Below are 23,324 nucleotides of genomic sequence, written 5' to 3'. Positions count from 1 at the left end.
GAGGAATTGCGGTGCAGCGTTTCCGCCTACTGCTCGCCATATCGGCGGGCAAAATTTTGATAGGACTCAGCCGTTTATTTGGTAATCAGGGCAGTAATTTTCCAGGTAAAATTGCGCGACATATTTGCCCTCAGTTACTAAGTCGGCTTTCCCAAAATATTAACATGGGTATCATTGTGGTAGCGGGAACTAATGGCAAAACTACTACCAGCAATATGATTGCCGCCATTCTACGCACTCAGGGTTATTCGGTTGTACATAACCGCGCCGGGGCTAATATGCTGCCTGGCATAAGCACTGCTTTTGTGCAAAGTACGAATATAACCGGGTCGCGCCGTTTTGATTATGCTCTTCTGGAAACCGATGAAGCGACCGTCCCCCTATTGTTCAAAGAAGTAAAGGTCAGCAATCTGCTGTTAACCAACTTCTTTCGCGACCAGTTGGACCGATATGGTGAACTCGACCGCATTGTAGGTCTGATTAAAAAGTCATTGGCGGGACACTCTGTTGAATTATTACTTAATGGTGACGATCCTATAATGATGTATTTTGCTATAGAAAAGGAGCTGCATTGTCATTATTATGGTTTTAATAAAACCAGCTATGACAGCCATGAAAGCATGGAAAGCCGTGAAGGCCGCTACTGTATTAACTGTGGTCAGGAATTAGTGTATGATTATTATCATTATTCCCAACTGGGTAATTACTCTTGTCCCGCTTGCGGCAGTCACCGGCCTCAAATGGAATTTGTCGGCAGCGACCTTAATCTGGAAGACGGCATTAAATTACAGGTCAACGATTTTTATGTTACCAGTCCCTACCGCGGTTTTTATAATGCCTATAACGTACTGGCTGCAGCATCACTGGCCCGAATGCTGGGAATAAAGCCAGCGGCTATTCAACATGCCATATGGAACTATCGGCCCCGCGCAGGTCGCATGGAAGAATTCCACATTGGCGATAAACGGGCCGTATTAATCCTGGTGAAAAATCCTACCGGACTGAATCAGAGTCTCTCTGCCGTGACCAGTGATCCTAAGCCCAAAAATATTTTTTTTGCTCTAAATGATAATCCAGCTGACGGCCGCGATGTATCCTGGATATGGGATGCGGACTTGGAGATACTTAATTTTGCCGGCAGCTTTATTGAAACCCTGGTCTGTTCCGGGATACGCAGCGGCGATATAGCTTTGCGTTTTAAATACAGCGGTCTGCCGGCAGAGCAAATAACGATAGAACCTGACCTGGAAAAGGGCATTGCCTGCTGTCTGCAGGGCAGGGGTAAGATATCATATATTTTATCAACCTATACCGCTTTATTTGCCTGCCAAAAAATATTATTTAACCTGGAAAAAAGAGCTGCTAAATTACCCGCCAGGCAGATGGCCTCAGGGCAATAGTACAGGCAAGGAGAAGAAAGAGGATGGCTTCATTCAGGATTCTGCATATGTATCCCGAACTAATGAACCTGTATGGGGACAGGGGCAATCTTCTTTGCCTGCAGAAGCGAATAGAGTGGTACGGACACCGCTGTATCATCGAAAAACAAGGACTCGATAACCGGACGGATTTTGCCAGTGTAGATATGGTTTTTATGGGTGGCGGTTCTGATCGTGAACAGGGTCTGGTTTATCGTGATCTGTTGGAAAAGGCCGCTACACTCCTCGAACATATCGAAAATGGCCTTCCAGTTCTGTGCATCTGCGGAGCCTATCAACTGCTGGGGAATTCATACATTGATTTTGATGGCCGTTCAATGAGCGGCCTGGCCTTCTTTCCCTTTTACACCCGAGCCGGCAGCAAGCGTTTAATAGGCAATGTCATTATTTCTTCACAGATAAATGGAATCGATGAAACCGTAGTTGGATTCGAGAACCACGGAGGCCGTACCTATTTTGAAGATCCATTTTTAAAGCCTTTCGGTCGGGTAATCAAAGGCTTCGGTAATAATGGTGAGGACGGCAGCGAAGGCATAGTCTATAAAAACCTGATCGGAACCTACCTGCACGGACCCCTTCTGCCCAAAAACCCTGGCGTAGCTGATTTCTTTATCGAGGCTATGTTTGCGCGCCAAGGACTTAAAATGGAAAAATATCTGGATGACAGTATTGAGAATACAGCTCACCAGCAGGTAATTAACAAGATCATGAACAGCAAATAGCAACATTAAACTATTAACTTCGTACCGAATAAATCCTGTCCTGAACGGGTAGAATATCCCTTGTATACCAGGAAAGGGGTGTTCTGCTTATCAAGCCAGATCTGGAAGGCCTGCCCCGCAGCTTCCCCCAGGAAAGTGTTGAACAGAGAATTCGTGAACTGCTGGTCAGCGGCAATAAAGAGATAGATGAAGTCTTAGACTATCTGCTGGAGAGCGGCGGAAAAATGCTGCGTCCGCGCATGGTTTTCCAGGTGGCTTCATTATATTCTCATGACATTAACACCGTAATTGATATAGCCGCAGCTGTGGAATTGATACATCTGGCTTCACTGATTCACGATGATGTAATTGATCAGGCCGCGACCAGGAGAGGCAGGGCGAGTGTAAATAAGCGTTTCAGCAACCAGGTAAGTGTTCTTACCGGAGATTATCTCTTTGCGAGTGCTTTTAAAATAATAGACCAGCGGCAGGTTCCTGGGGTGATGGGTGAAATCACCAGTACCATTCAACTGATGTGTGCTGGGGAAATAAAACAGCTCGGCCTGCTTTACCACCTGGATCTGAGCGAAGAAGATTACTATGAAAAAATATACCGCAAAACCGCTTGTTTGTTTGCTTCCAGTTGTAAGGTGGGTGCATTGGCTGCCGGCGCTCCAACAAAGGAAATCGAATTGTTAAGTCTTTTCGGTGCCTGCCTGGGATACGCTTATCAAATAATCGATGATGTCCTCGATTTTGTGGCTGACAGTCAGCAACTGGGCAAACCGGCTGTGAGTGACCTCTTGCAAGGCAACATAACCCTGCCCGTTATTCTGGCCCTAAAAGACGCGCACTATGGACCCAAATTACGCCAAATATTAAATGAAGGCGGATTTGGAAGGGAGAATTTCAGCCAGGTCATGGAGATTCTGGTTGAAACGAAATCTTTGCAGCAGTCTATTATTACTTCGCGTTTTTATTTGCAGTATGGAATGGCTTACCTGGATGAACTGCCCCCTTATAAGGGATTGGATAAACTGAGAGAATCGGCCCTGTATTTAATCAACAGCTATTTTAAAAACCTCACCCAATTAGAGCACGAAAGCGGGAAAATCATACTTGAAAACTCCGGTTAAAACAAATAACAGCAGGACATCAATGAATGAAGTTTATGATAATAGAGGCCTGATACTACCCGCCTACATTTTTCGCATAATACCCAAGGTAAACCGTTTGTTAACGCAATGGCAGGCGATTGCGGCTGCCTGTCCCGACCCTGTTCTGCGTGAACAGGCATTGTCAAGCCTGCATCTGAAAGCCTTTCACTGTCAGGGAGGGGCGGTATATGCCCTCATGTATCCTGGCTGTGAGAAAATTCTGCTGGAATTAATAACTGCTTATCAGACTTTGTGTGATTATCTTGATAATCTCTGCGACCGTACCGGAACTTTAGACGGGCAGGCCTTTGCATTACTGCACCAATCCCTTCTGGCCGCACTGGACCCGGAAAAACCGCTGCAAGATTATTACAGCCTGTACCCGTTCCATGATGACGGCGGTTACATATTGGCGTTGGTAGAGAAGTGCCGCTCCAGCATATCAGAACTGCCTTCATATTCAATAGTACAGCAGGATATTCTCATCTTGGCCGCCTGGTATAGTGATTTGCAGGTAAAAAAGCACCTGGCCTGTTCCGTGCGTGAAAAAGAACTGATCCCCTGGGCTGAAAAGGCTAGGTATGACCACCCTGTATTAAAGTGGCAGGAATTCGCCGCTGCTGCCGGTTCCACTCTGGCCATTTTTGCCCTCTTTGCTATGGCCAGCCGGAATAACCTGAGCAAAGAGGAATTAAAACCGCTCTTAGAGGCCTATTTCCCCTGGATATGTGGTTTGCATATACTGCTTGACTATTTCATTGACAGGGAAGAAGATAAACAGGGAGGGGACTTGAATTTTACCTTCTATTATGCAAATGAAATGGTAATGCAGAAGCGATTAGAGCTATTTACCCATGAATCCATGCGCCGGGCCAAAGGACTTTCCAGAGCCCGATTTCATACTATGGTGGTAATAGGCCTGCTGGCCATGTACCTCTCTGATAACAAAATACCTTCTCAACATTATCAAGGAGCCAGGCGAAGATTGCTAAATATTGGTGGTTTGTCCGCCTGGACCACCTATTATATCTGCTGCCTGGTAAGAAAATTCATGATGTAAGAGAAACCTTGGGTTCAGTTTATCAAACATGGAAATGACCTTGTTCACATAGGATTATATAAAAAATGGCCGATTATGAATTATTATTCTCAATTTTGAGTAGCTATACCAATATATTTCTTTGCATTGGCGGCCAAAAGGTGTTTCATTAATAGTAGAATATGTTTTTGACTTATGGTGTCCGCGGGCGCCATTTTAAATCCCGTGAAAGTTCAGAATTTTCGCATAACACCGCGGTCTGCGCCAGTATCCCTGTCTCTATTTAATTCAGCGAAAGGCGTTGAGAAAATGTTCGGTTACGCAGGCAAACTACTTGAGATAGACCTTGGTGAAGGTAAAATAAGCACCCGCGAGCTCCAACCGGAAATGGCCCGTTTATACCTGGGAGGCATAGGTTTTAATGCCCGGATTATATATGACGAGGTTTCACCTGGGGCAGACCCCCTGGGAAAACAGAATGTCCTGGTTTTTGGGGTAGGATCACTGGTGGGCAGTCCTTTCCCCACCGCGGCACGCACTGAAGTATCCGCCAAATCCCCTTTAACCGGAGGATTTGGCACATCTAACTCTGGAGCGTTTTGGGGCACACGCCTTAAAAACGCGGGTTATGACGCGGTAATAATAAAGGGCAAGGCCAAACAACCTGTCTATATTCTGATCAATAACGATAAAGTTGAAATAAAAGACGCCGTAAAGCTGTGGGGCAAAGATGCCTGGGAAAGCATCGACCTGTTAAAATCATGGCATTACGGAGCAGAAGTGGCCTTGATCGGTCCTGCCGGTGAAAAACAGGTGCGTTTTGCCAGCATCGAAAACGGCTATTACGATGGCTGGGGAAGAACCGGCCTGGGTGCGGTGATGGGCTCAAAAAACCTCAAGGCGATTGTTGTAAGAGGTAATCGCGGCCTAATTCCTGCAGATGCGCCGGGACTGCTAAAGGTAACGCGCCAGGCTCAGGATATAATAAAGTCAGCCGGTTCATATATCCCATTCTCCACATACGGAACCATGAACGCTACTATTCCTTATGGCAGTTTTAATGCTGTTTCCACCCATAATTTCTCGCGTGAAACACTGCCCGACTGGAAAGAAAAAGCCGGAAGACAAATCGTAGATCGGTATGGCTCCCGGCATATTGCCTGCCAGTCCTGTATAATCGCCTGCGGGCATTTGGCCGAAGTTAATGAGGGAAAATATGCTGGTCTTAAGGTTAAAGCTCTGGAAATTACACCTACAGTTTCGTTTTCAGGCAATATGGGTCTTAGTACTGAAGCTGCTATTAAGGCCGCAGAGATGTGCCAGCGCTTTGGAATAGATATGGTCAGTATCGGCAGCACAGTAGCCTTTGCGATGGAGTTGTATAAACAAGGCATAATTAAGCATGAAGACCTGGGCTATGAACTGTGTTTTGGAGATGAAGAAGCTGCATTTGCACTTATGAAGGACATAGTCGAACGTAGGGGCATGGGCGACATTCTGGCTGAAGGGGTCAAGATTGCCAGTGAGAGGATTAAAGGCGCTGAACCATATGCCATGCATTTGAAAGGTCTGGAAATACCGATGATTGATCCCCGGGGACGCTGGTCCACCTGGACACTGGGGATGCTTACTAATATTAGAGGCGGAGACCACCTGCGCTGCCGCAATCCTGTAGAAAACCTGCGCTATAACGAAAATGACGAGGGTCTGCGCCAGGAGCGTTTTGGCTATAAAGGTCCGATGTATGACAAATTGGATATGCCCTCTGAACTTAAAGCCCGGTGTATTGACCTCGAAAATGACACCGTAAATATTGCCCGTATGTCCTGCTGGGCTGAAGATCTAATAAACCTTTTTAATTCTGCCGGGGTTTGCATCCGCCCGCCGGTGATGGAAAAACTCGGGCCGACGGTCCTGGCCGAGGCTCACCGGGTCTTTAACGGAATAGATGTTACTGCGGAAGAGCTGATGCAAGCTGCCGCCCGTTCGTGGAACCTTATGAAACTCTTCAACCTGCGTGAAGGAGAACAGGCAGGAGACAGCAAATTTCCAGGCCGCTTTTATCGCGAAACTATAGCCGGGAGAAAACTTGACGAACAAAAAGTCCAGGATGTAGTGCAGGAATACTATGAAGCCAGAGGATGGGACTATGAGGGACGCCCCTTGCCGGAAACGCTGAAAGAACTGGGATTAGAAAACATTTAATATCGGGATAACGCCGGAACGTGAGCGGGTCAATTTTGGTATCATCGCTGGCGGCAGCACCGCCGCTCTGTCGTTGCGAGCGCAGCGAAGCCATCCAAAAGCCTATCGCCCAAAGGGCATAGTTTATAAATAACCAGCGTTAATCTGTGCCAAACAATAATGTGTAAATCATAGCCGTTTGTGAAATCAGTATTTAAGATAAGGAGACTTGCCATGCGCATAGCGATAATAGGCAACGGAGCCGCCGGCAATCAGGCCGCTGCTGTCATAAAGCAGATTGAACCTGAACACGAAATTCTCATCTTTTCGCGTGAACCGCATCCGTTATACTCGCCTTGCGTCCTGCCGGACTGCCTGGCTGGTCACCTGCAGCGCGCAAACGTATTTTTAAAAGACCTGGCAGCGTATAAGCGAGAAGGAGTAATAACACACTTTGATGAAGTGGTTGAATCCTTGAACCTGAATCAGCAGGAAATCGTTTCCGACAAAAATAGATATTCTTATGACCGCCTGATAATAGCCACTGGAGGAAGGCCCTTCATACCACAGGTTAGGGGAAGCAGGCTTCCGGGAACCTTCACCTTAAAAACCCTGGAGGATATGGACCGTTTAAAACAAACCCCTTCTTCGCGTGTGGTGGTAGTCGGTTCGGGAAACATCGGTATTGAAGCGGCTCAGGCTATGAATGACAGGGGATGTCAGGTCACAATAATCGAATCCCTGGGTCAGGTCATGCCCCGTTTGTTTGATGAAAAACCCGCCTTGATAATTCGTATCTTGCTGGAGAGAACCGGCATTCAGGTATTAACCGGCGAAACGGTTCGGGAAGTAAGGGGCCGTGAACGAGTAGAAGAGATAGTTACCGACCAGAGAATCCTGCCCTGTGACACCCTGATTTGGGCAGCAGGGATGAAGCCGGAGTGTGAATTGGCGGCTGCGGCAGGGTTGGAATCAGGTGAACTGGGAGGGATCAAGGTAAATAGACAAATGCAGTGCAGCAAGCCAAATGTATATGCTTGCGGTGACTGTGCAGAAAGCTTTGACGCTGTAAGCGGCAAACCGGTACTCAGCATGTTGTGGCCTACGGCCAGGAGACAGGCCCAAATTGCTGCCATGAACTGCCTGGGACAGGAAGCAGAATACGAGGGAGCCTTTAATATGGTGGTAGAGGAAATCGACAATATACCAATAGCTGCTGTTGGTTTAAAAGAAGACCATCTGGAGGGGGAAGCACATATCCTGGAAAAAGAAAACGGTCCCAACTGCTGGCGCATACTATTTGAAAACAACCGGGTAGTAGGCATGCAGGCTGTTGGCAGCCTTGAATATGTAGGGGTAGTGGCTGGTCTTATTAGGAAACGGTTTTCGCGTCAGGAGATTGAAGATATTATCAGCGATTCGGGATTGATGCTCAGAACCCCCTGGACCATGGAAGCCCTGCGCCGGTATCTGCCACCGTATGTGATAGGAGGAATGACAGGTGGAAAACCGGGTTCTATATATTAACCATGAAAAATGCGTCGGTTGCGGCGCCTGTGAGATGATTTGCTCACTGGTCAATGAGGGCGTCTGTTCCCCGCGCCTTTCCCGTATCAGGGTAGTGCGCTTCACCCGTGAGGCCCGCAATGCCCCGGTAAGCTGCGCTGCCTGCGAAAACGCCCCCTGCCTATTGACTTGTGTGGCCGGAGCTATATACCGCGAACCGGGCGGTGCTGTTCCCAAAGTTAACACCGGGCAGTGCATCGGCTGCCGCCAGTGCAACCTGGCCTGTCCCTTTGGGCATATGAATTTTCATCCCGAGAAGAAAACCGCCTACAAATGCGAACTGTGCGGCGGCGACCCCCAGTGCGCAAAGTTTTGCTGGACCGGAGCGATCCAATTTGTCGATCCGGAGACGGTCCTGGAAGAAAAACGCACTGAGCAGGCCGGGCATATGCTGGGGCTGGAAAGGTAAGAATAAATTACGAAGGAACACCAGAACAAATAAAGGAACATTTTGTTCTTAGATTGGCAAATCGGGCTAAAGGCAGACGGATTAATAAATATAATACAGGATATTACGATAAAACCGGGGCAACCCGGTTTTATTGTTATTTGAGTTCATTATGGATAAATAAAGATTCATAATCTTTATTTACATTAAAGAGAAATAAATATTTTAATGACAGTTATATGTCAGTATATCTTAATATACTTATGAAGGAAAATGATGGTTGATGCAGAAAAAGGTTATTTGAATAAGAAATGCCTACAATTAAGAAAGAAAGGATTATTATGACATATTACTATGCACATACAAAAAACGAAAAAGGTGAATGGCATTACCTCAATGACCATTTGAACAAGGTGGCAGATTATGCGAAAGGATTTGCAAAAGGGTTTTATAAGGGACAAGTAGCTGAGCTTGCTGAATTCATAGGTTTATTACACGATTTGGGAAAGGTTAACCCGGGATTTCAAGATTATCTTTTAACCATCGACAAAGGCAAACCTGCGGAGACGGTACCGCATGCCCCCTGGGGCGGCGATTTTGTTTATTTAATCCATGGTCAAAACAATGCGATGCATAAAATAATTGGTCTGCCGGTCGCCGGGCATCATTCTGGTTTGGAGGAACCAGGAACCTTGTCTGCCAGGCTCATTGAATTAGATAGCATAGACAAAGATAGAAAAATGTTCACACTCATGCAGAATGCTATAAGAGATGTTATGGCAAACAGGCATATGAAAACAATCCGTTTACCTCAGAATATAGATAATTTGCAATGGGAATTTTTAATACGCATGTTGTTTTCAGTCTTAATTGATGCAGACAGGTTAGATACAGAAGGGCATTTCCATCACGATAAGCAATATTTAAGGAACAAAGAAAAACCAACAATAAAGAAGATGGCCAAGGTCTTTCGCCAAAATCAAGACGAATTTTTAAAGAAATGCCAGCAGGATAACCCTACTTTTCTTAATAAAATTAGGAAACAAATATACGATTCCTGTCTAATGGCAGCCACGGGGAAACCCGGGATATATAAGTTAACGGTACCTACCGGAGGCGGCAAAACTCGAAGCGTTCTGGGTTTTGCTCTGGAGCATGCCTTAACCAATGAACAAAAGACCATAGTTTTTGCGTTGCCATATACCAGCATTATTGACCAAACCGCGCAAATATACCGTGAAATTTTTGGAAAAAATGCGGTATTAGAACACCACAGCCAGGTTCAATATGGAGATGATGAAATGCAAGACCCAGGTATATTGCGGTTGAAACTGGCCGAAGAAAACTGGGATGTACCTCTTATAGTAACGACTACTGTACAGCTTCTGGAAAGCCTGTTTTCAAACAGTCCTTCACGTTGCCGGAAAATACACAATTTGGCCCAAAGTGTAATTATATTAGACGAAGCTCAGAGTTTGCCCCTGGAGTTATTCAAGCCAACCCTGCAGGTTCTTCGTGATTTAGTAGACAATTACGGCACTACGGTAGTATTATCCACGGCAACCCAGCCGGCACTAAGGGGAGACTATTTAACTGAACTTACTGATATTGAGATATGCGAAATAGTACCAGAGTATGAAAAATATTACAAAGAACTTATCCGTGTGCATTATAAAAGGTTGCCCGGGCAAGTCTCAATGGATGACCTGGCTGAAGAAATATTTCAATATAAGCAGGTTATGGTAATTATGAATACGCGTAAGCAGGCACTGCAATTAGTTAAGAAATTAAATGGCAAGGATTGCATACATTTGTCAACGTTATTATGCGGAATCCACAGACAGGATTTATTGAAAGATGTTCGAAGAAGATTGAAAAATGGGGAACCAGTGAGATTGATTAGTACACAGGTGGTTGAAGCTGGCGTTGATCTTGATTTCCCGGTGGTTTATAGAGCATTGGGACCGCTGGACCGTATAGTTCAAGCAGCGGGTAGATGTAACCGCGAAGGAAGACCGGAAAAAGGGAAAGTAACCATATTTGAACTGATAGAAGAAGCCCCTTTGCGCGGACCTTATGCAGCTGGAATAGAGACGGCCAAACTGGTTCTCGCAGAATACGAAGACCCCGAGATATTAAATGACCCCGGTATATTCGAAGAGTATTATTCCAGGCTTTATTATACCCTGGGCAATGACCTGGATAAATACAATATCCAGTTAATGCGTGAAAGGTTGAATTACCCCAAAACAGCGCAGGAGTACCGCTTAATAAAGGATAATACCGTACCGGTTGTGGTCAAATACGGTAATTATAAAAAATCTGTTGGAGAATGGTTAAAACAACCGTGCAGGGATTCCTGGCGCAGGCTTCAGCCTTACCTGGTAAACATATATGAATGGGAACTCAGAGTATTGATAAATTACGGGTTGTTGAGGGAATTGACCAAAGGTCTTTATATGTGGGAGGGGGTGTATGATCCGCTTACAGGTATTAATGAAGTTGAGTTGGATCCGGCCGACTTGATTGTGTAAGGGAGGGTTGTGAGTTTGAATGAAGCTATTAGCCGGTACGATGTTGCGGTCAAAGTGTGGGGTCCCATAGCCTGTTTTACCCGTCCTGAATTTAAAGTTGAACGGGTTACTTATCCTGTAATGACACCCTCAGCGGCACGAGGGGTTCTTGAAGCGATTTGCTGGAAACCGGAAATGGGCTGGGAGGTGAGAGAGATATGGTTCTTAACAAAATCAACGAATATGCGATACTGCGTAACGAAATCAAGGACCGCCAGAGCCCGGGAGGTAAGCCGATTGTAATTGAAGAAAAGCGTCAGCAAAGGGCAAGTTTATATCTAAAAAACCTGTCTTATATTATTCTGGCTGATGTGCGTTTAAAAGAAACCACCGATAGCCATAAGAATAAATATATCGCTCAATTCAAACGGCGATTGGTAAATGGTCAATGCCGCCATCAGCCCTATTTAGGAACCCGCGAATGTTCAGCCTATTTTTCAGAAGTTACAGGTGACGAAAAACCTTTTGATCAAAGTATGAATCTGGGTAATATGCTATTTGATATTGCTTTCTGTAAAAGCGATTCACGCAAAGAAATGACTTTTAAAAATCACCAGGATGGAAAGGCAATTATTGTATCGGGATACCATCAACCAATCTTTTTTAATGCCGCACTTGACAATGGAATCATGAGAATACCAGAGGAGAAGTACATACAACTGTACGGACTGGAGGGTGTCCATGTTAAGGGAGTTAGTTGAAAAGGCAGAGAAACTCGATAAAGCAGATAGACTATCCCCGGTTGGCTATGGAGTATATAAATCGGAACCAATAAAATATGTAATTCACATCTATCCAGGAAAAGACCCAATCCAAATACAAATTGAGGATTATGCAGGTGAAAAAGACAAGGTTAGGGCAAAACTGGCGAACCGTTCAGGAGGTACCATATTTCCTTATCCATTTGCCGATGAAATGGGATATGTATTGGGAATAGCTGACAAGAAAGAAGGCGCAAAGGATAAAAAGGCTTCTCGAAAACATAAAGCATTCCTAGAATTGCTTAAAGAAATGAAGAATTCTGAATGTTTTAGCGATCATCTTCTAAAGGAAGCGATTAATGCGATTGAAGATAAGCTAAGAGATGAATCAATTTTAAAAGCTATGAAAGGAAAGGAGCTTTTTAATAAGACCTGGACCACCTTTGTATATGAAAAAGGCTGGTTAAAAGGCAAACATCTACATGAACTGCAAGAAACCAAGTGCTTTTGGGCGGAAAAGATTAAAACAAAAATCTGTAATGGGATTTCTCAACAATGTAGTATTTGTGGTCAATATAAAGATATTGTAACAAATTCGCCACTCAAAATTACATTCAATGGCGCAGATCGGCAGATGGTAAGCCTGAATGATAATTCCTTTATATCTTATCGTTATCGGCAAAAAGGGGCTTCTATAGGTCTTTGCCTAACATGTGCTGATAGATCCTCACAGGTAATGAACCATTTAATTGAGTCTAATTCGAGGGCAATTTATATTGATAAGGATGTGAATGGCAGGGTTAAAAACGATAGTCCCCGCAATCAGGTTGCTGTTTATTGGTTAAAGGAAGACATGACGATATCCCTAGATAATCAAGAATACGATCCCTTAAATATTGTTTCTGTTCCGCTTGCTCACAATAAACAGGTCAAAGTTGAAACAACAGATGAACTTATCAATAAATTCTTAATAAGTCCATGGACAGGAAGTACCAGCAGTTTAAATCTGGATGAAAACGCCTTTTACCTTGCGGTTTTATCGCCCAATGGTCCCGGAAGAGTAGCCGTTAGGGATTGGATCCATGCTTCCTCGAAAACAATTAAAAACAATCTTCTACAGTATTTCGAGGCTATGAACCTGGTAGATGCTTATGGCCAAAAAAGACGCCCGTATGTTATTCAGGATTTACTCGAGCCTCTGAACGATGTAGATCCTAACATGGGCAGAATTTTAATTCGAAGTGCGTATTTAGGAGAGCCTCCGCCATTTTCGCTTTTTCAGTCGGCTGTTAGACGACTGCGTATTTCCGGCGCCAGGGATGGCAGTATGATTGAAGATACAGGTCAAAAGAATAATAAAAGCCTTGAACCGATCGAAGTTTGGCAAAGGCTATGTACTGTGGTCAAGTTTTGTTTAACCTTTAGAAAGGAGGAAGCTAAAAAGATGGAGAGTCTCGATGATAACAGAGATGAAGTATCTTATCAGGCCGGGATTTTATTGGCGGTGCTGGAGGAAATTCAACGCCGGTCGGCAACAGGAAAACTATCATCTACATTGGTGGACAGGTACTATGGCTCGGCTTCTACAGTGCCGTTAACTGTAATGCCTTCCCTTGTCAATATGGCCACGAAGGCCATATGCCGAAAATTAGAAAAGATAATTATGTTAGATATCAGGAATTGGAAGATTTACTGGAATCGGCAATTAAAAAGATTGATGAAGGCGGCGGATTTCCACGGACTATGACGTTATATCAGCAAGGAGAATTTGCCCTGGGCTTTTATCACCAGCGAGCGGAATTTAACTCCAGGCGCATTAAAAAATAATGTAGGGAGGAAATAAAATGGCTTTATATACTGATCCCCAAAAACGACATGACTTTGTTCTGCTTTTTGATGTCACCAACGGCAACCCCAACGGAGACCCTGATGCGGGCAATATGCCCAGAATTGACCCTGAAACCGGTCATGGCTTTGTCACGGACGTAGCCATAAAAAGAAAAATTAGAGATTATGTAGCCTTGGCTGAAGGGAAGGAGATATTTATTCAAAGCAAAGCAGCATTGAATACGCTTTGCTATAAAGTGATGAGGGATAAACAAATAACACTTCCTGAAGTAAGCATAAACGATAAGGACTTTTTTGACTGGTTAACCGATGAATTGTCGGATATATTCGATATTGATGAACAGGAACAAAAGGTAATTTGGTCGAGCGATCTTAGAACCAAGAAGGAAATTCTGGAGTATTTGAAAGAGGAATATGATGGTGAAATACCCGATCAGTACAAAAAGAAACTGGACGAACTTGCACAAAATATAGCAAGTGCTGTTAAAAACATAAAGATGACCAGGGCGGATAAAGAAAAATTACAGGAGGCCATGGTAAAAAAATACTATGATGTACGGATGTTTGGCGCGGTACTTACTGTCGGTACAAATGCCGGCCAGGTGAGAGGACCGGTACAGATAACATTTGCCAAATCTATTGACCCTATATTTCCTTTAGATGTTAGTATTACGCGAGTCGCAATTACCAGAGAATCCGATGCCCCAAAAAAGCAAACCGAAATGGGGAGAAAACCTATTGTGCCTTACGGCTTATACAGGGCTCATGGCTTTTATAACCCCAACCTGGCAGCGAGATTGACCACAGAAGGTAATCCCATTGACGATAAAGATCTCAATTTATTATGGTCAGCGTTGGCTAACATGTTTGAACAAGACCGTTCTGCAGCTAGAGGAGAAATGACTACCCGAGGATTGTATATTTTTAGTCATTCCGATGAAAAAGGCCTGGGAAATGCTCCCGCACATAAATTGTTTAATCGAATTAGTGTTGACAGGAAAAATAAAACGAAGCCCGCACGGTCCATTGATGATTACCAGGTAACTGTAAGCAAAGAACCATTGCCAGATGGGATAGAATATCATGATTGGTTTGAATAAAAATAACTATACCGAAGAGGACCTCATCCCCTTGTCCGCTATCCAGCACTTTGCCTTTTGCGAAAGGCAGTGGGGACTCATCCACCTGGAGCAGCAGTGGCAGGAGAATCAGCGGACGGCAGAAGGGCAAATCTTGCATGAAAAGGTACATAATCCCGAATATAAGGAGTATCGCGATGGAGTAGTATATGCGCGCTCGCTGCCGCTGAAATCATATCAACTGGGACTGTGGGGAATAGCTGACATGGTGGAATTCCATCCCCTGGCGCCGGACAGCGAAGGCAATGGGGCCAGGCTGCCAGGAAGGGCAGGGTATTATAGACCTGTGCCGGTTGAGTACAAGCGCGGGCGCCCTAAAAAGGACGACCGGGACGTGGTGCAGCTGTGCGCCCAGGCCATTTGCCTGGAAGAAATGACAGGGGCGGCTGTTGAGAAAGGTTTCCTGTACTACGGCCAGACCAGACACCGGGTGGAAATCACTTTTGATGAAAAAATTTGCTCCAGGGTCATAGACCTTTCCCGACGGATGCACATGGCATATAATGCCGGCCTTACCCCGGCAGCGGGCAAAGGGGTACGGTGCAGCCTGTGCTCTATGCAGGATGTTTGTTTGCCGGAGTTAACTCGACAGTATAGACCTGTTCAAGATTATATTGAGCAACAGCCGGTTGATGACATTAGTATTTCCTGGAAAGAGAAATCATAATGCGTAAACTGTTGAATGTTTTGTATGTAACAAGTCCCGACGCTTATTTGACACGAGACGCGGAAAATGTTGTGGTACGCCTGGGCGAGGTAGAGACAAAACGAGTTCCCGTTCATATATTAGAGGGGATTGTCTGTTTTGGTTATACCGGTGCCAGCCCGGCGTTAATGGCCCTTTGTGCGGAAAGGGGCGTAACCATGTCTTTTCTTACCCCGAACGGTAAGTTCCTGGCCAGGGTGGAGGGACCGGTTTCCGGCAACGTCCTGTTAAGGCGCAAACAATATCGTACGGCTGATAACCCCGAATTGTCGGCCAGCATAGCCGCAACCTGCGTATTGGGCAAGGTGGCAAACTGCCGATCTGTCTTACGGCGGGCGTTAAGAGACCATGGTGATAAGGTAGATACAGCTGCCCTGACCGCGGCAGTCGATAGAATGGCCAATCAATTAAACCGCCTGAAAACATGCCATGATGTCGATGTGGTGCGGGGAATCGAGGGAGAAGCTGCCCAACTTTATTTTTCCTGTTTTTCTAACCTGGTACTGGAGGACAAGGAGTCATTTTCGCTTTCGGGAAGAAGCCGCAGGCCCCCCCTGGACAATATGAACGCTTTGTTGTCATTTTTATATACGTTATTGGCTCATGAGGCGAGGTCGGCATTAGAAACAGTCGGCCTGGACCCGGCAGTTGGGTATTTGCACCGGGACCGGCCAGGCCGGCCCAGTTTGGCGCTTGACATTATGGAGGAACTGAGGCCAGTTCTGGCGGATCGTTTAGCCTTATCCCTAATAAACCGGAAGCAGATTCGAGCGAACGGTTTCAGTAAAGATGAAAGCGGCGGGGTTACTATGAATAAGGAAACCAGGGATGAGGTATTGGTTGCCTGGCAAAAACGGAAACGCGAGGAGATAATCCATCCCTACCTTAATGAAAAGATTCCGGTAGGGTTAATACCTTATGTACAAGCCTTGTTATTAGCCAGGTACCTTCGGGGGGATATAGATGGTTACCCTGTTTTCCTCTGGAAATGATGGCCGATAATCAAGTGTACCATACCAGAATGGAGGGCTGCCGACATGATGGTTCTTATTACTTATGATGTAAACACCAGTACGCTAGAAGGGCAAAAAAGACTGCGCCAGGTGGCAAAACAATGTGTAAATCATGGACAAAGGGTGCAGAAGTCCGTTTTTGAATGTTTGCTTGACCCGGCACAATTTACGCGGTTAAAAAACAATTTAGAGAAAATTATGGACCTTCACAGGATAGCATCCGCTTCTACTTTTTGGGGAACAACTGGAAAAGGCGCGTAGAGCATATAGGTATAGCAGAATCTTATGATCCTGAGGGTATATTGATGATCTAAAGCCGTGCGAACCCCAGGTGCTCAAATCTGCTGAACCTGTTAAAACACAGTTCTTTCTCAATTTAATAAGGTTTTATCGGTATTGATTTCGCGGGCAGGGTATATTGAGGTGTTAAATAGAAAAATAACATACTTAGTGCGGGAAGTTTTTAATTTTACATTAGGTTCGCCCAAAGTAATGTTATAAATACCGAAAATAGTGCGATTGAAAGGTCGCAGTCGCGCCCCGCGTGGGCGCGTGGATTGAAACTATTATATCAGCGGTAAGTACGAATCCTGCTTTGGGTCGCGCCCCGCGTGGGCGCGTGGATTGAAACACGTCTGGTGCTTGGATACTGTGATGCAGAAAAGGTCGCGCCCCGCGTGGCGCGTGGATTGAAACACGGGGAAACTCATTGACAAATCGTTTGCACTCCCGTCGCGCCCCGCGTGGCGCGTGGATTGAAACTGAGATACCGGACTACTGGAAACGGTTTAGGAGCGTCGCGCCCCGCGTGGGCGCGTGGATTGAAACCTGGTGCCGCAGTTCGACGATAAACTGATATTCGTCGCGCCCCGCGTGGGCGCGTGGATTGAAACGGGCATGGAGATTATGTTTGATGCCGGACTAAGGGTCGCGCCCCGCGTGGGCGCGTGGATTGAAACCGGCTCGGAGAACGGCAGCAATTCCTCGGGGATAGTCGCGCCCCGCGTGGGCGCGTGGATTGAAACTTTTTGGCCAATGTATCTTTATACTCCTGAATCTTGTCGCGCCCCGCGTGGGCGCGTGGATTGAAACAAGTTTGACCCCGAGGAACTCGCCTATCTCCAGGGTCGCGCCCCGCGTGGGCGCGTGGATTGAAACTCCTTTCTGGTGTTCCCACGGTTCCGGGGTTGAGGTCGCGCCCCGCGTGGCGCGTGGATTGAAACTGCTATTTCTTTGCAACAAAACACTCCAATAAGCTCGTCGCGCCCCGCGTGGGCGCGTGGATTGAAACGCTGCTGTTCAGGTTGCTGTTCCTCCGGCTGGCTGGGTCGCGCCCCGCGTGGGCGCGTGGATTGAAACCGGCCTGCACGTAAATATCAAACTCAGGATAGTGTCGCGCCCCGCGTGGCGCGTGGATTGAAACTCAGCTATCTGGTCAGCCATAGCATGGGTATTCATGGTCGCGCCCCGCGTGGGCGCGTGGATTGAAACAATTATCCCCGGTGACGATTACGCTTCTGGCGGGTCGCGCCCCGCGTGGGCGCGTGGATTGAAACATGTCCTTGGTGATTACATCAGATACCGGGTCCTCGTCGCGCCCCGCGTGGGCGCGTGGATTGAAACTGAAAGAAGGTGGCTAGTTTGAGAAACACCTATAGTCGCGCCCCGCGTGGGCGCGTGGATTGAAACGTCAAGCTATTTCCGGGCATAGAAAAAGCCGGTGTCGCGCCCCGCGTGGGCGCGTGGATTGAAACCACCACCTCTATATTGTATTCCCACCAAATAAGCCCGTCGCGCCCCGCGTGGGCGCGTGGATTGAAACCGTTGCCCCGGACAATTGCGGTCTTGGTATTTGCAGTCGCGCCCCGCGTGGGCGCGTGGATTGAAACCCTCCACAGCCTTGATATAGGCATAATAGAGATGTCGCGCCCCGCGTGGGCGCGTGGATTGAAACATCATTCGGCAGAATGATGTATATATTTGGTTGTCGCGCCCCGCGTGGGCGCGTGGATTGAAACAAGTGTTGGAATATCAGCGGCTCCATTCTTCGAGGTCGCGCCCCGCGTGGGCGCGTGGATTGAAACATTGCCTCCCTGGATTATCTGGCGCACCACTCCTGGTCGCGCCCCGCGTGGGCGCGTGGATTGAAACGGAGAATCCAGGCTGCCACGGCGTGGTGCGAAGCGCGTCGCGCCCCGCGTGGGCGCGTGGATTGAAACCTAGTTCTACCGGGGCGAGTCCGGGCATTGTCCGGGTCGCGCCCCGCGTGGGCGCGTGGATTGAAACATCATGCCTGCCCCCGCCCTGGCTTACAGCATGTGTCGCGCCCCGCGTGGGCGCGTGGATTGAAACTGCGGAAAGAAGCTGAAAGGAGGAAAACGATGGAGTCGCGCCCCGCGTGGGCGCGTGGATTGAAACGGGAATGATACCGATACATGATCCCAACCGCCGCGTCGCGCCCCGCGTGGGCGCGTGGATTGAAACTTTTTTTGTCTGCGCTCAAGGTGATACCCCACCTAGTCGCGCCCCGCGTGGGCGCGTGGATTGAAACGATTTACTGGCAAAACTACTTTTTTTTGACCATCGTCGCGCCCCGCGTGGGCGCGTGGATTGAAACCATCCTTCCGTAGTACCCGTTTTACCTCGCGGAGTCGCGCCCCGCGTGGGCGCGTGGATTGAAACTCCGGTAATCCGGTCCGAGTACCGGCACCTGCTCGTCGCGCCCCGCGTGGGCGCGTGGATTGAAACTCGAGCACGGCCATGCTAAGCGAGGCGGCGGCAGGTCGCGCCCCGCGTGGGCGCGTGGATTGAAACCCCTAAAACTCACGGTTGCGCAGGAAATTAGGAGTCGCGCCCCGCGTGGGCGCGTGGATTGAAACTATCTTCCATGCCTGGGGCCCTCCCGGGGAGGTGTCGCGCCCCGCGTGGGCGCGTGGATTGAAACAAAGTACAAGAAGAGAATGGAGGTACGAGCAACAGTCGCGCCCCGCGTGGGCGCGTGGATTGAAACGTTTTATAGCAGAAAAACAGGCCATTGAGAAGCTGTCGCGCCCCGCGTGGGCGCGTGGATTGAAACCGGGTTTCGCACCAAGAAGGACGAGTGGGATGAAGTCGCGCCCCGCGTGGGCGCGTGGATTGAAACACTAGAAACGGGCGGCAATTCATACTGACCAGCGTCGCGCCCCGCGTGGGCGCGTGGATTGAAACAACTATCGTAGCGGCTGCGCTACATCCAATACCTGTCGCGCCCCGCGTGGGCGCGTGGATTGAAACTATGCTGACCTGCCGCTGGGTATCGACGAGCGGCGTCGCGCCCCGCGTGGGCGCGTGGATTGAAACACGTAGTCTGCCTGGATCCCGGAGCAGACAATCCTAGTCGCGCCCCGCGTGGGCGCGTGGATTGAAACGAGAAGGTGTGTCAGCCGGTAATGCGGGGCCTTAGGTCGCGCCCCGCGTGGGCGCGTGGATTGAAACTTTGCCATGTCCCATCACAGGTAAAAGTGGGAGGTCGCGCCCCGCGTGGGCGCGTGGATTGAAACCAACGCTTAAGTGAGCTTTACGCTGTGAACGGTCAGTCGCGCCCCGCGTGGGCGCGTGGATTGAAACACATCCCGGCTGCCCGGAGCTGACACACGGCCGTCGCGCCCCGCGTGGGCGCGTGGATTGAAACTCAATGCTCCATGGCACTAACGCTGCTCTGTCCGGTCGCGCCCCGCGTGGGCGCGTGGATTGAAACAGCGAGCACCCGGTCAGCAGCGATTGTTCTGCCTGTCGCGCCCCGCGTGGGCGCGTGGATTGAAACTGGTTGTGGCGGGAGTAGCCGCCGCCATAGGCGTCGCGCCCCGCGTGGGCGCGTGGATTGAAACTCTGAATATCTCAACCATTTTCGCAACATATTCTTGTCGCGCCCCGCGTGGGCGCGTGGATTGAAACATGTCCTCGGACGTATAGAATGGCGCGTTGGCTGTCGCGCCCCGCGTGGGCGCGTGGATTGAAACCTACCAAATGGTATGATCACCATTGGTTAGAGGTCGCGCCCCGCGTGGGCGCGTGGATTGAAACTGGTTGGTATTGAACAGCGAATAAATGCGCTGGGGTCGCGCCCCGCGTGGGCGCGTGGATTGAAACGTCCTTCCCTTCAAGCTTTACTTTTTCGCGAGTTGTCGCGCCCCGCGTGGGCGCGTGGATTGAAACTTACAACTAAAAGTTTATTATCAGCTGCTATACTGTCGCGCCCCGCGTGGGCGCGTGGATTGAAACTTTTTCAAGCTCGTCTATCCGCCTATTTACACCGTCGCGCCCCGCGTGGGCGCGTGGATTGAAACAGAACAGACACATTCGTCACAACTACTAGGCATGTCGCGCCCCGCGTGGGCGCGTGGATTGAAACATCCCGGAATTGATGGCTATTACCAAGTTACTTATGTCGCGCCCCGCGTGGGTGCGTGGATTGAAACTTTGGATGGCTGAACGATGAAGAAGTAATAGCAAGTCGCGCCCCGCGTGGGCGCGTGGATTTAAAGGCAAGGATTTGACCAAAAAATAACTGGAGAATAATAGAATTAAAAAATATAATAGACAAAGGGAGTCTGCAACGAATTATGAAATACAAACACATTTCCGGGGGTTGCGCTATTGAACACCAGATGCATTTTGGAAATAGACACGATTAAGAAAGCCCTTGACGCATATAGGCCATTGCCGGAGTCAATTAATAAAATCGTAAAAGAATATATGGATGCGGAAATGACATATCATTCACTGGTTTTGGAAGGTAATAGTATAAGCCTTGAAGAAACCAGGATGGTTCTTGCCGGGCAGAATATCCCTGGCAAAACTGCTAAAGAACATTATGAGATATTAGACCACAAGGAAGCCATAGATTATGTTGAAGCTTATGTACAGAGTAAAATGCCGCTGAGTGAAATGTTTATACGCGATGTACATAAACTTGTGATGAAAAGGACCTGTGCACAAGAAGCCGGGAAATACCGCGATGTTGAAATAGAAATAGTTGGGAGCAGCTATACTCCGCCGGAACATATTGATGTCCCTGAACTGGTTCATGGAGTTGTTGAGGAATACAATGCCAGGATTCATGAACTGCATCCTATCGAGCGAGCGGCCTGGTTGCATTTTCAAATCGCTCTGATTCACCCGTTTGCGGATGGGAATGGAAGAACAGCACGTCTTTTAATGAATTATTCTTTTTTGAAGGATTCTTATGTCCCGGCGATTATTAATCGCTTTGTAAAAGAAGCTTACCTGGATTGCTTGGAGGAAGCCAGTGTTTTTATGGACATGACGGCCTTTATCGATTTTATAGCTGAAGCTGAGAGAGATAGTATCAGACACTATTTGTTATTAGTAAAGGAATCAGATGCTCTTGAGTAATTATAACTATAATAATATGCACCTGGTTTTTTATAGACCAGGGGCATATTTTATCTTACCTAAGAATTATGCTTTTACCTGTTGTGTCAAAAACGAAGCCGCGATAAATTCAGCTATTTGCTCAAGTTGAGCAGGATTATAACAGGGCATGGAATAATTTAGTTTTTCTTCACTAATGATAGCAATTAATTCATTTGATTTGGTCAGTTTAATTACCTGATCGTCACTGTTTACAATTTCTATTTTTGGTCCTGGCTCGTTTTTATAACCTTCTACTATGATCAAATCCACTTCAGTAATTAATTCCAGTACTTCTTGAAGATTAGGGGCATGACTATAGCGTTTATGCAGAGTTATACTGTCTGGTCCTGCTACAATTACTTGCTGCGCTCCAGCTGCAAAATGCTGAAATGAATCTTTGCCCGGAATATCTCTGCTGTAACCATGAGCCGCATGTTTTATCACTGCGACTTTATAACCCTTGGCGGTCAATATATGAACTAAACCTGATACAATGGTTGTCTTGCCTGAGTTTGAATATCCGACAATGCTGACATATGGATCATAACTGTTTCTACCTTTCGTTATTAATGCAAAACTGATTGCCCTTACACAATAATCCGTTCATAGTGGGTATAGAGGTTGAATCTATCCCCACGGGCAAATCCTACTATGGTCAGACCTAATTTATCAGCCAGTTGAACAGATTTTAGAGTCGGGGCAGAGCGTGAAAGCACCAGAGAAACATGGTTGCGGGCTGCTTTAATCAGTATTTCTCCGGCTATTCTTCCGCTGAGAACCAGACACTTATCCTGCAAGTTAATATGATTAATACAAGCAAAACCGAAAGTCTTATCAACCGCATTGTGTCTGCCTATATCCTCAAAACGGACCAAAAGATTATCTTTATAACCTAGCCCGGCACTATGAACACCGCCCGTTTTTTGAAAGGTATAAGATGTATCGTTTAAAGTGCTGATCAATTTCAAGAGATCATCAGCGCGGAAAGTAACAGGAGAATCTAAGAGTAAAACCTCATCGTTGTTTCCGCCTGCACTCATACAGGTATTAATAAAGCGGTCTGCATTAGTTTTCTGAGGCGGCAGCTTTGAAGCAGTATATATAAAAATCTGATTATGGGGACCTGATTCAATTTTCAAAAGATCTGCACTGCCCAGTATCAAACCTTCGCTGCTTAAAAAACCTACGGCCAGTTCTTCTAGATTAACCGGCGAGCAGGCCAGACTGGCTATTTTGGTATCATTGAGAAAAATATCTACCTGGGTTTCGATTACGACTGGATCGCAAATATCATAAAAATTACCGTTTCGATAGGTTTTCAGAGCATGATCGATATATAAACTTTGAGGCATAAAAACTCTCCTCATGAAATCCAGCAGTTTTGAACAACAAGTCCTGTCCGAAACTATTTAAACATATTTTTATCTATATTTCCATGGAAACCGATTTTTCAAG

At 47.1% G+C, this 23,324-nt stretch carries 16 protein-coding genes, 2 pseudogenes and 2 CRISPR repeat arrays; of the genes and pseudogenes, 16 read left to right on the top strand and 2 right to left on the bottom strand.

The window, feature by feature from the left end:
* Window positions 1-11: 11 nt before the first annotated feature.
* The 16 genes and pseudogenes from JCM14374_RS07780 to JCM14374_RS07710 all read left to right on the top strand — a co-directional run bounded on the left by JCM14374_RS07780 (window position 12) and on the right by JCM14374_RS07710 (window position 21,848).
* Window positions 12-1,400, top strand: a complete 1,389-nt coding sequence (locus tag JCM14374_RS07780) for a Mur ligase family protein (RefSeq protein WP_054695691.1) — start codon at window positions 12-14, stop codon at window positions 1,398-1,400.
* Window positions 1,401-1,423: 23 nt separating this feature from the next.
* The gene (locus tag JCM14374_RS07775) at window positions 1,424-2,161 is read left to right on the top strand and encodes a type 1 glutamine amidotransferase (protein WP_054695689.1); all 738 of its coding nucleotides are present in this window, start codon (window positions 1,424-1,426) and stop codon (window positions 2,159-2,161) included.
* Window positions 2,162-2,214: 53 nt separating this feature from the next.
* A complete protein-coding gene (locus tag JCM14374_RS07770) occupies window positions 2,215-3,276 on the top strand; it encodes a polyprenyl synthetase family protein (RefSeq protein WP_083453953.1) in 1,062 nt (353 codons plus the stop codon).
* A 22-nt stretch (window positions 3,277-3,298) separates the two neighbouring features.
* The gene (locus tag JCM14374_RS07765; protein WP_054695687.1) at window positions 3,299-4,357 is read left to right on the top strand and encodes a tetraprenyl-beta-curcumene synthase family protein; all 1,059 of its coding nucleotides are present in this window, start codon (window positions 3,299-3,301) and stop codon (window positions 4,355-4,357) included.
* 288 nt (window positions 4,358-4,645) lie between these two features.
* A complete protein-coding gene (locus JCM14374_RS07760) occupies window positions 4,646-6,541 on the top strand; it encodes an aldehyde ferredoxin oxidoreductase family protein (RefSeq protein ID WP_054695682.1) in 1,896 nt (631 codons plus the stop codon).
* Between the two features lie 213 nt (window positions 6,542-6,754).
* On the top strand, window positions 6,755-8,047 hold the full coding sequence (locus tag JCM14374_RS07755; RefSeq protein WP_054695680.1) for an NAD(P)/FAD-dependent oxidoreductase: 1,293 nt from the start codon (window positions 6,755-6,757) through the stop codon (window positions 8,045-8,047).
* Entirely contained in the window at window positions 8,022-8,495 is a 474-nt protein-coding gene (locus JCM14374_RS07750; protein ID WP_054695678.1) for a 4Fe-4S dicluster domain-containing protein, read from the top strand. The genes JCM14374_RS07755 and JCM14374_RS07750 overlap by 26 nt, the downstream gene beginning before the upstream one ends.
* A gap of 290 nt (window positions 8,496-8,785) precedes the next feature.
* On the top strand, window positions 8,786-11,008 hold the full coding sequence (gene cas3 / locus JCM14374_RS07745) for a CRISPR-associated helicase Cas3' (RefSeq protein WP_242848885.1): 2,223 nt from the start codon (window positions 8,786-8,788) through the stop codon (window positions 11,006-11,008).
* A 15-nt stretch (window positions 11,009-11,023) separates the two neighbouring features.
* Window positions 11,024-11,290, top strand: a complete 267-nt coding sequence (gene cas5, locus JCM14374_RS15250; protein WP_278279253.1) for a CRISPR-associated protein Cas5 — start codon at window positions 11,024-11,026, stop codon at window positions 11,288-11,290.
* Window positions 11,206-11,748: a type I-E CRISPR-associated protein Cas5/CasD gene (locus JCM14374_RS07740; RefSeq protein WP_278279252.1), complete on the top strand. Its 543-nt coding sequence runs from the start codon at window positions 11,206-11,208 to the stop codon at window positions 11,746-11,748. The genes cas5 and JCM14374_RS07740 overlap by 85 nt, the downstream gene beginning before the upstream one ends.
* Window positions 11,729-13,575 (top strand): annotated as a pseudogene (cas8c, locus tag JCM14374_RS07735) (type I-C CRISPR-associated protein Cas8c/Csd1). The gene JCM14374_RS07740 and the pseudogene cas8c overlap by 20 nt, the downstream one beginning before the upstream one ends.
* 17 nt (window positions 13,576-13,592) lie before the next feature.
* Complete coding sequence (cas7c, locus tag JCM14374_RS07730) at window positions 13,593-14,696, top strand: type I-C CRISPR-associated protein Cas7/Csd2 (RefSeq protein ID WP_054695673.1); 1,104 nt, start codon at window positions 13,593-13,595, stop codon at window positions 14,694-14,696.
* The gene (gene cas4 / locus JCM14374_RS07725) at window positions 14,689-15,402 is read left to right on the top strand and encodes a CRISPR-associated protein Cas4 (protein WP_242848884.1); all 714 of its coding nucleotides are present in this window, start codon (window positions 14,689-14,691) and stop codon (window positions 15,400-15,402) included. The genes cas7c and cas4 overlap by 8 nt, the downstream gene beginning before the upstream one ends.
* Window positions 15,402-16,433 (top strand): type I-C CRISPR-associated endonuclease Cas1c, encoded by a 1,032-nt coding sequence (gene cas1c / locus JCM14374_RS07720; protein ID WP_054695668.1) that lies wholly within the window; start codon window positions 15,402-15,404, stop codon window positions 16,431-16,433. The genes cas4 and cas1c overlap by 1 nt, the downstream gene beginning before the upstream one ends.
* 45 nt (window positions 16,434-16,478) lie before the next feature.
* Window positions 16,479-16,768, top strand: a pseudogene (gene cas2 / locus JCM14374_RS07715) (CRISPR-associated endonuclease Cas2).
* Window positions 16,769-17,249: 481 nt separating this feature from the next.
* Window positions 17,250-17,612: direct repeats of the CRISPR family, unit length 32 nt; unit sequence GTCGCGCCCCGCGTGGGCGCGTGGATTGAAAC.
* Between the two features lie 300 nt (window positions 17,613-17,912).
* Window positions 17,913-20,977: direct repeats of the CRISPR family, unit length 32 nt; unit sequence GTCGCGCCCCGCGTGGGCGCGTGGATTGAAAC.
* A gap of 112 nt (window positions 20,978-21,089) precedes the next feature.
* Window positions 21,090-21,848, top strand: a complete 759-nt coding sequence (locus JCM14374_RS07710; protein WP_054695665.1) for a Fic family protein — start codon at window positions 21,090-21,092, stop codon at window positions 21,846-21,848.
* A gap of 66 nt (window positions 21,849-21,914) precedes the next feature.
* Here JCM14374_RS07710 and mobB read toward each other — a convergent pair whose 3' ends face one another.
* Both mobB and fdhD read right to left on the bottom strand, forming a co-directional pair.
* Complete coding sequence (gene mobB / locus JCM14374_RS07705) at window positions 21,915-22,397, bottom strand: molybdopterin-guanine dinucleotide biosynthesis protein B (protein ID WP_278279255.1); 483 nt, start codon at window positions 22,395-22,397, stop codon at window positions 21,915-21,917.
* Window positions 22,398-22,456: 59 nt separating this feature from the next.
* Entirely contained in the window at window positions 22,457-23,221 is a 765-nt protein-coding gene (gene fdhD, locus JCM14374_RS07700; protein WP_054695658.1) for a formate dehydrogenase accessory sulfurtransferase FdhD, read from the bottom strand.
* Window positions 23,222-23,324 lie beyond the last annotated feature (103 nt).

The sequence above is a fragment of the Syntrophomonas palmitatica JCM 14374 genome, assembly GCF_001311885.1.
Classification (GTDB): domain Bacteria; phylum Bacillota; class Syntrophomonadia; order Syntrophomonadales; family Syntrophomonadaceae; genus Syntrophomonas_A; species Syntrophomonas_A palmitatica.
The sequence above is the reverse complement of the archived record's forward strand: the minus strand, read 5'-3'. Positions and strand labels throughout refer to the sequence as shown.

Coding starts and splice junctions, on each gene's coding strand:
- fdhD (WP_054695658.1), bottom strand. CDS start 23,221: ATGCCTCAAAGTTTATATATCGATCATGCTCTGAAAACCTATCGAAAC.
- JCM14374_RS07740 (WP_278279252.1), top strand. CDS start 11,206: ATGGTTCTTAACAAAATCAACGAATATGCGATACTGCGTAACGAAATC.
- cas1c (WP_054695668.1), top strand. CDS start 15,402: ATGCGTAAACTGTTGAATGTTTTGTATGTAACAAGTCCCGACGCTTAT.
- cas7c (WP_054695673.1), top strand. CDS start 13,593: ATGGCTTTATATACTGATCCCCAAAAACGACATGACTTTGTTCTGCTT.
- cas3 (WP_242848885.1), top strand. CDS start 8,786: ATGCCTACAATTAAGAAAGAAAGGATTATTATGACATATTACTATGCA.
- JCM14374_RS07755 (WP_054695680.1), top strand. CDS start 6,755: ATGCGCATAGCGATAATAGGCAACGGAGCCGCCGGCAATCAGGCCGCT.
- JCM14374_RS07760 (WP_054695682.1), top strand. CDS start 4,646: ATGTTCGGTTACGCAGGCAAACTACTTGAGATAGACCTTGGTGAAGGT.
- JCM14374_RS07775 (WP_054695689.1), top strand. CDS start 1,424: ATGGCTTCATTCAGGATTCTGCATATGTATCCCGAACTAATGAACCTG.
- JCM14374_RS07765 (WP_054695687.1), top strand. CDS start 3,299: ATGAATGAAGTTTATGATAATAGAGGCCTGATACTACCCGCCTACATT.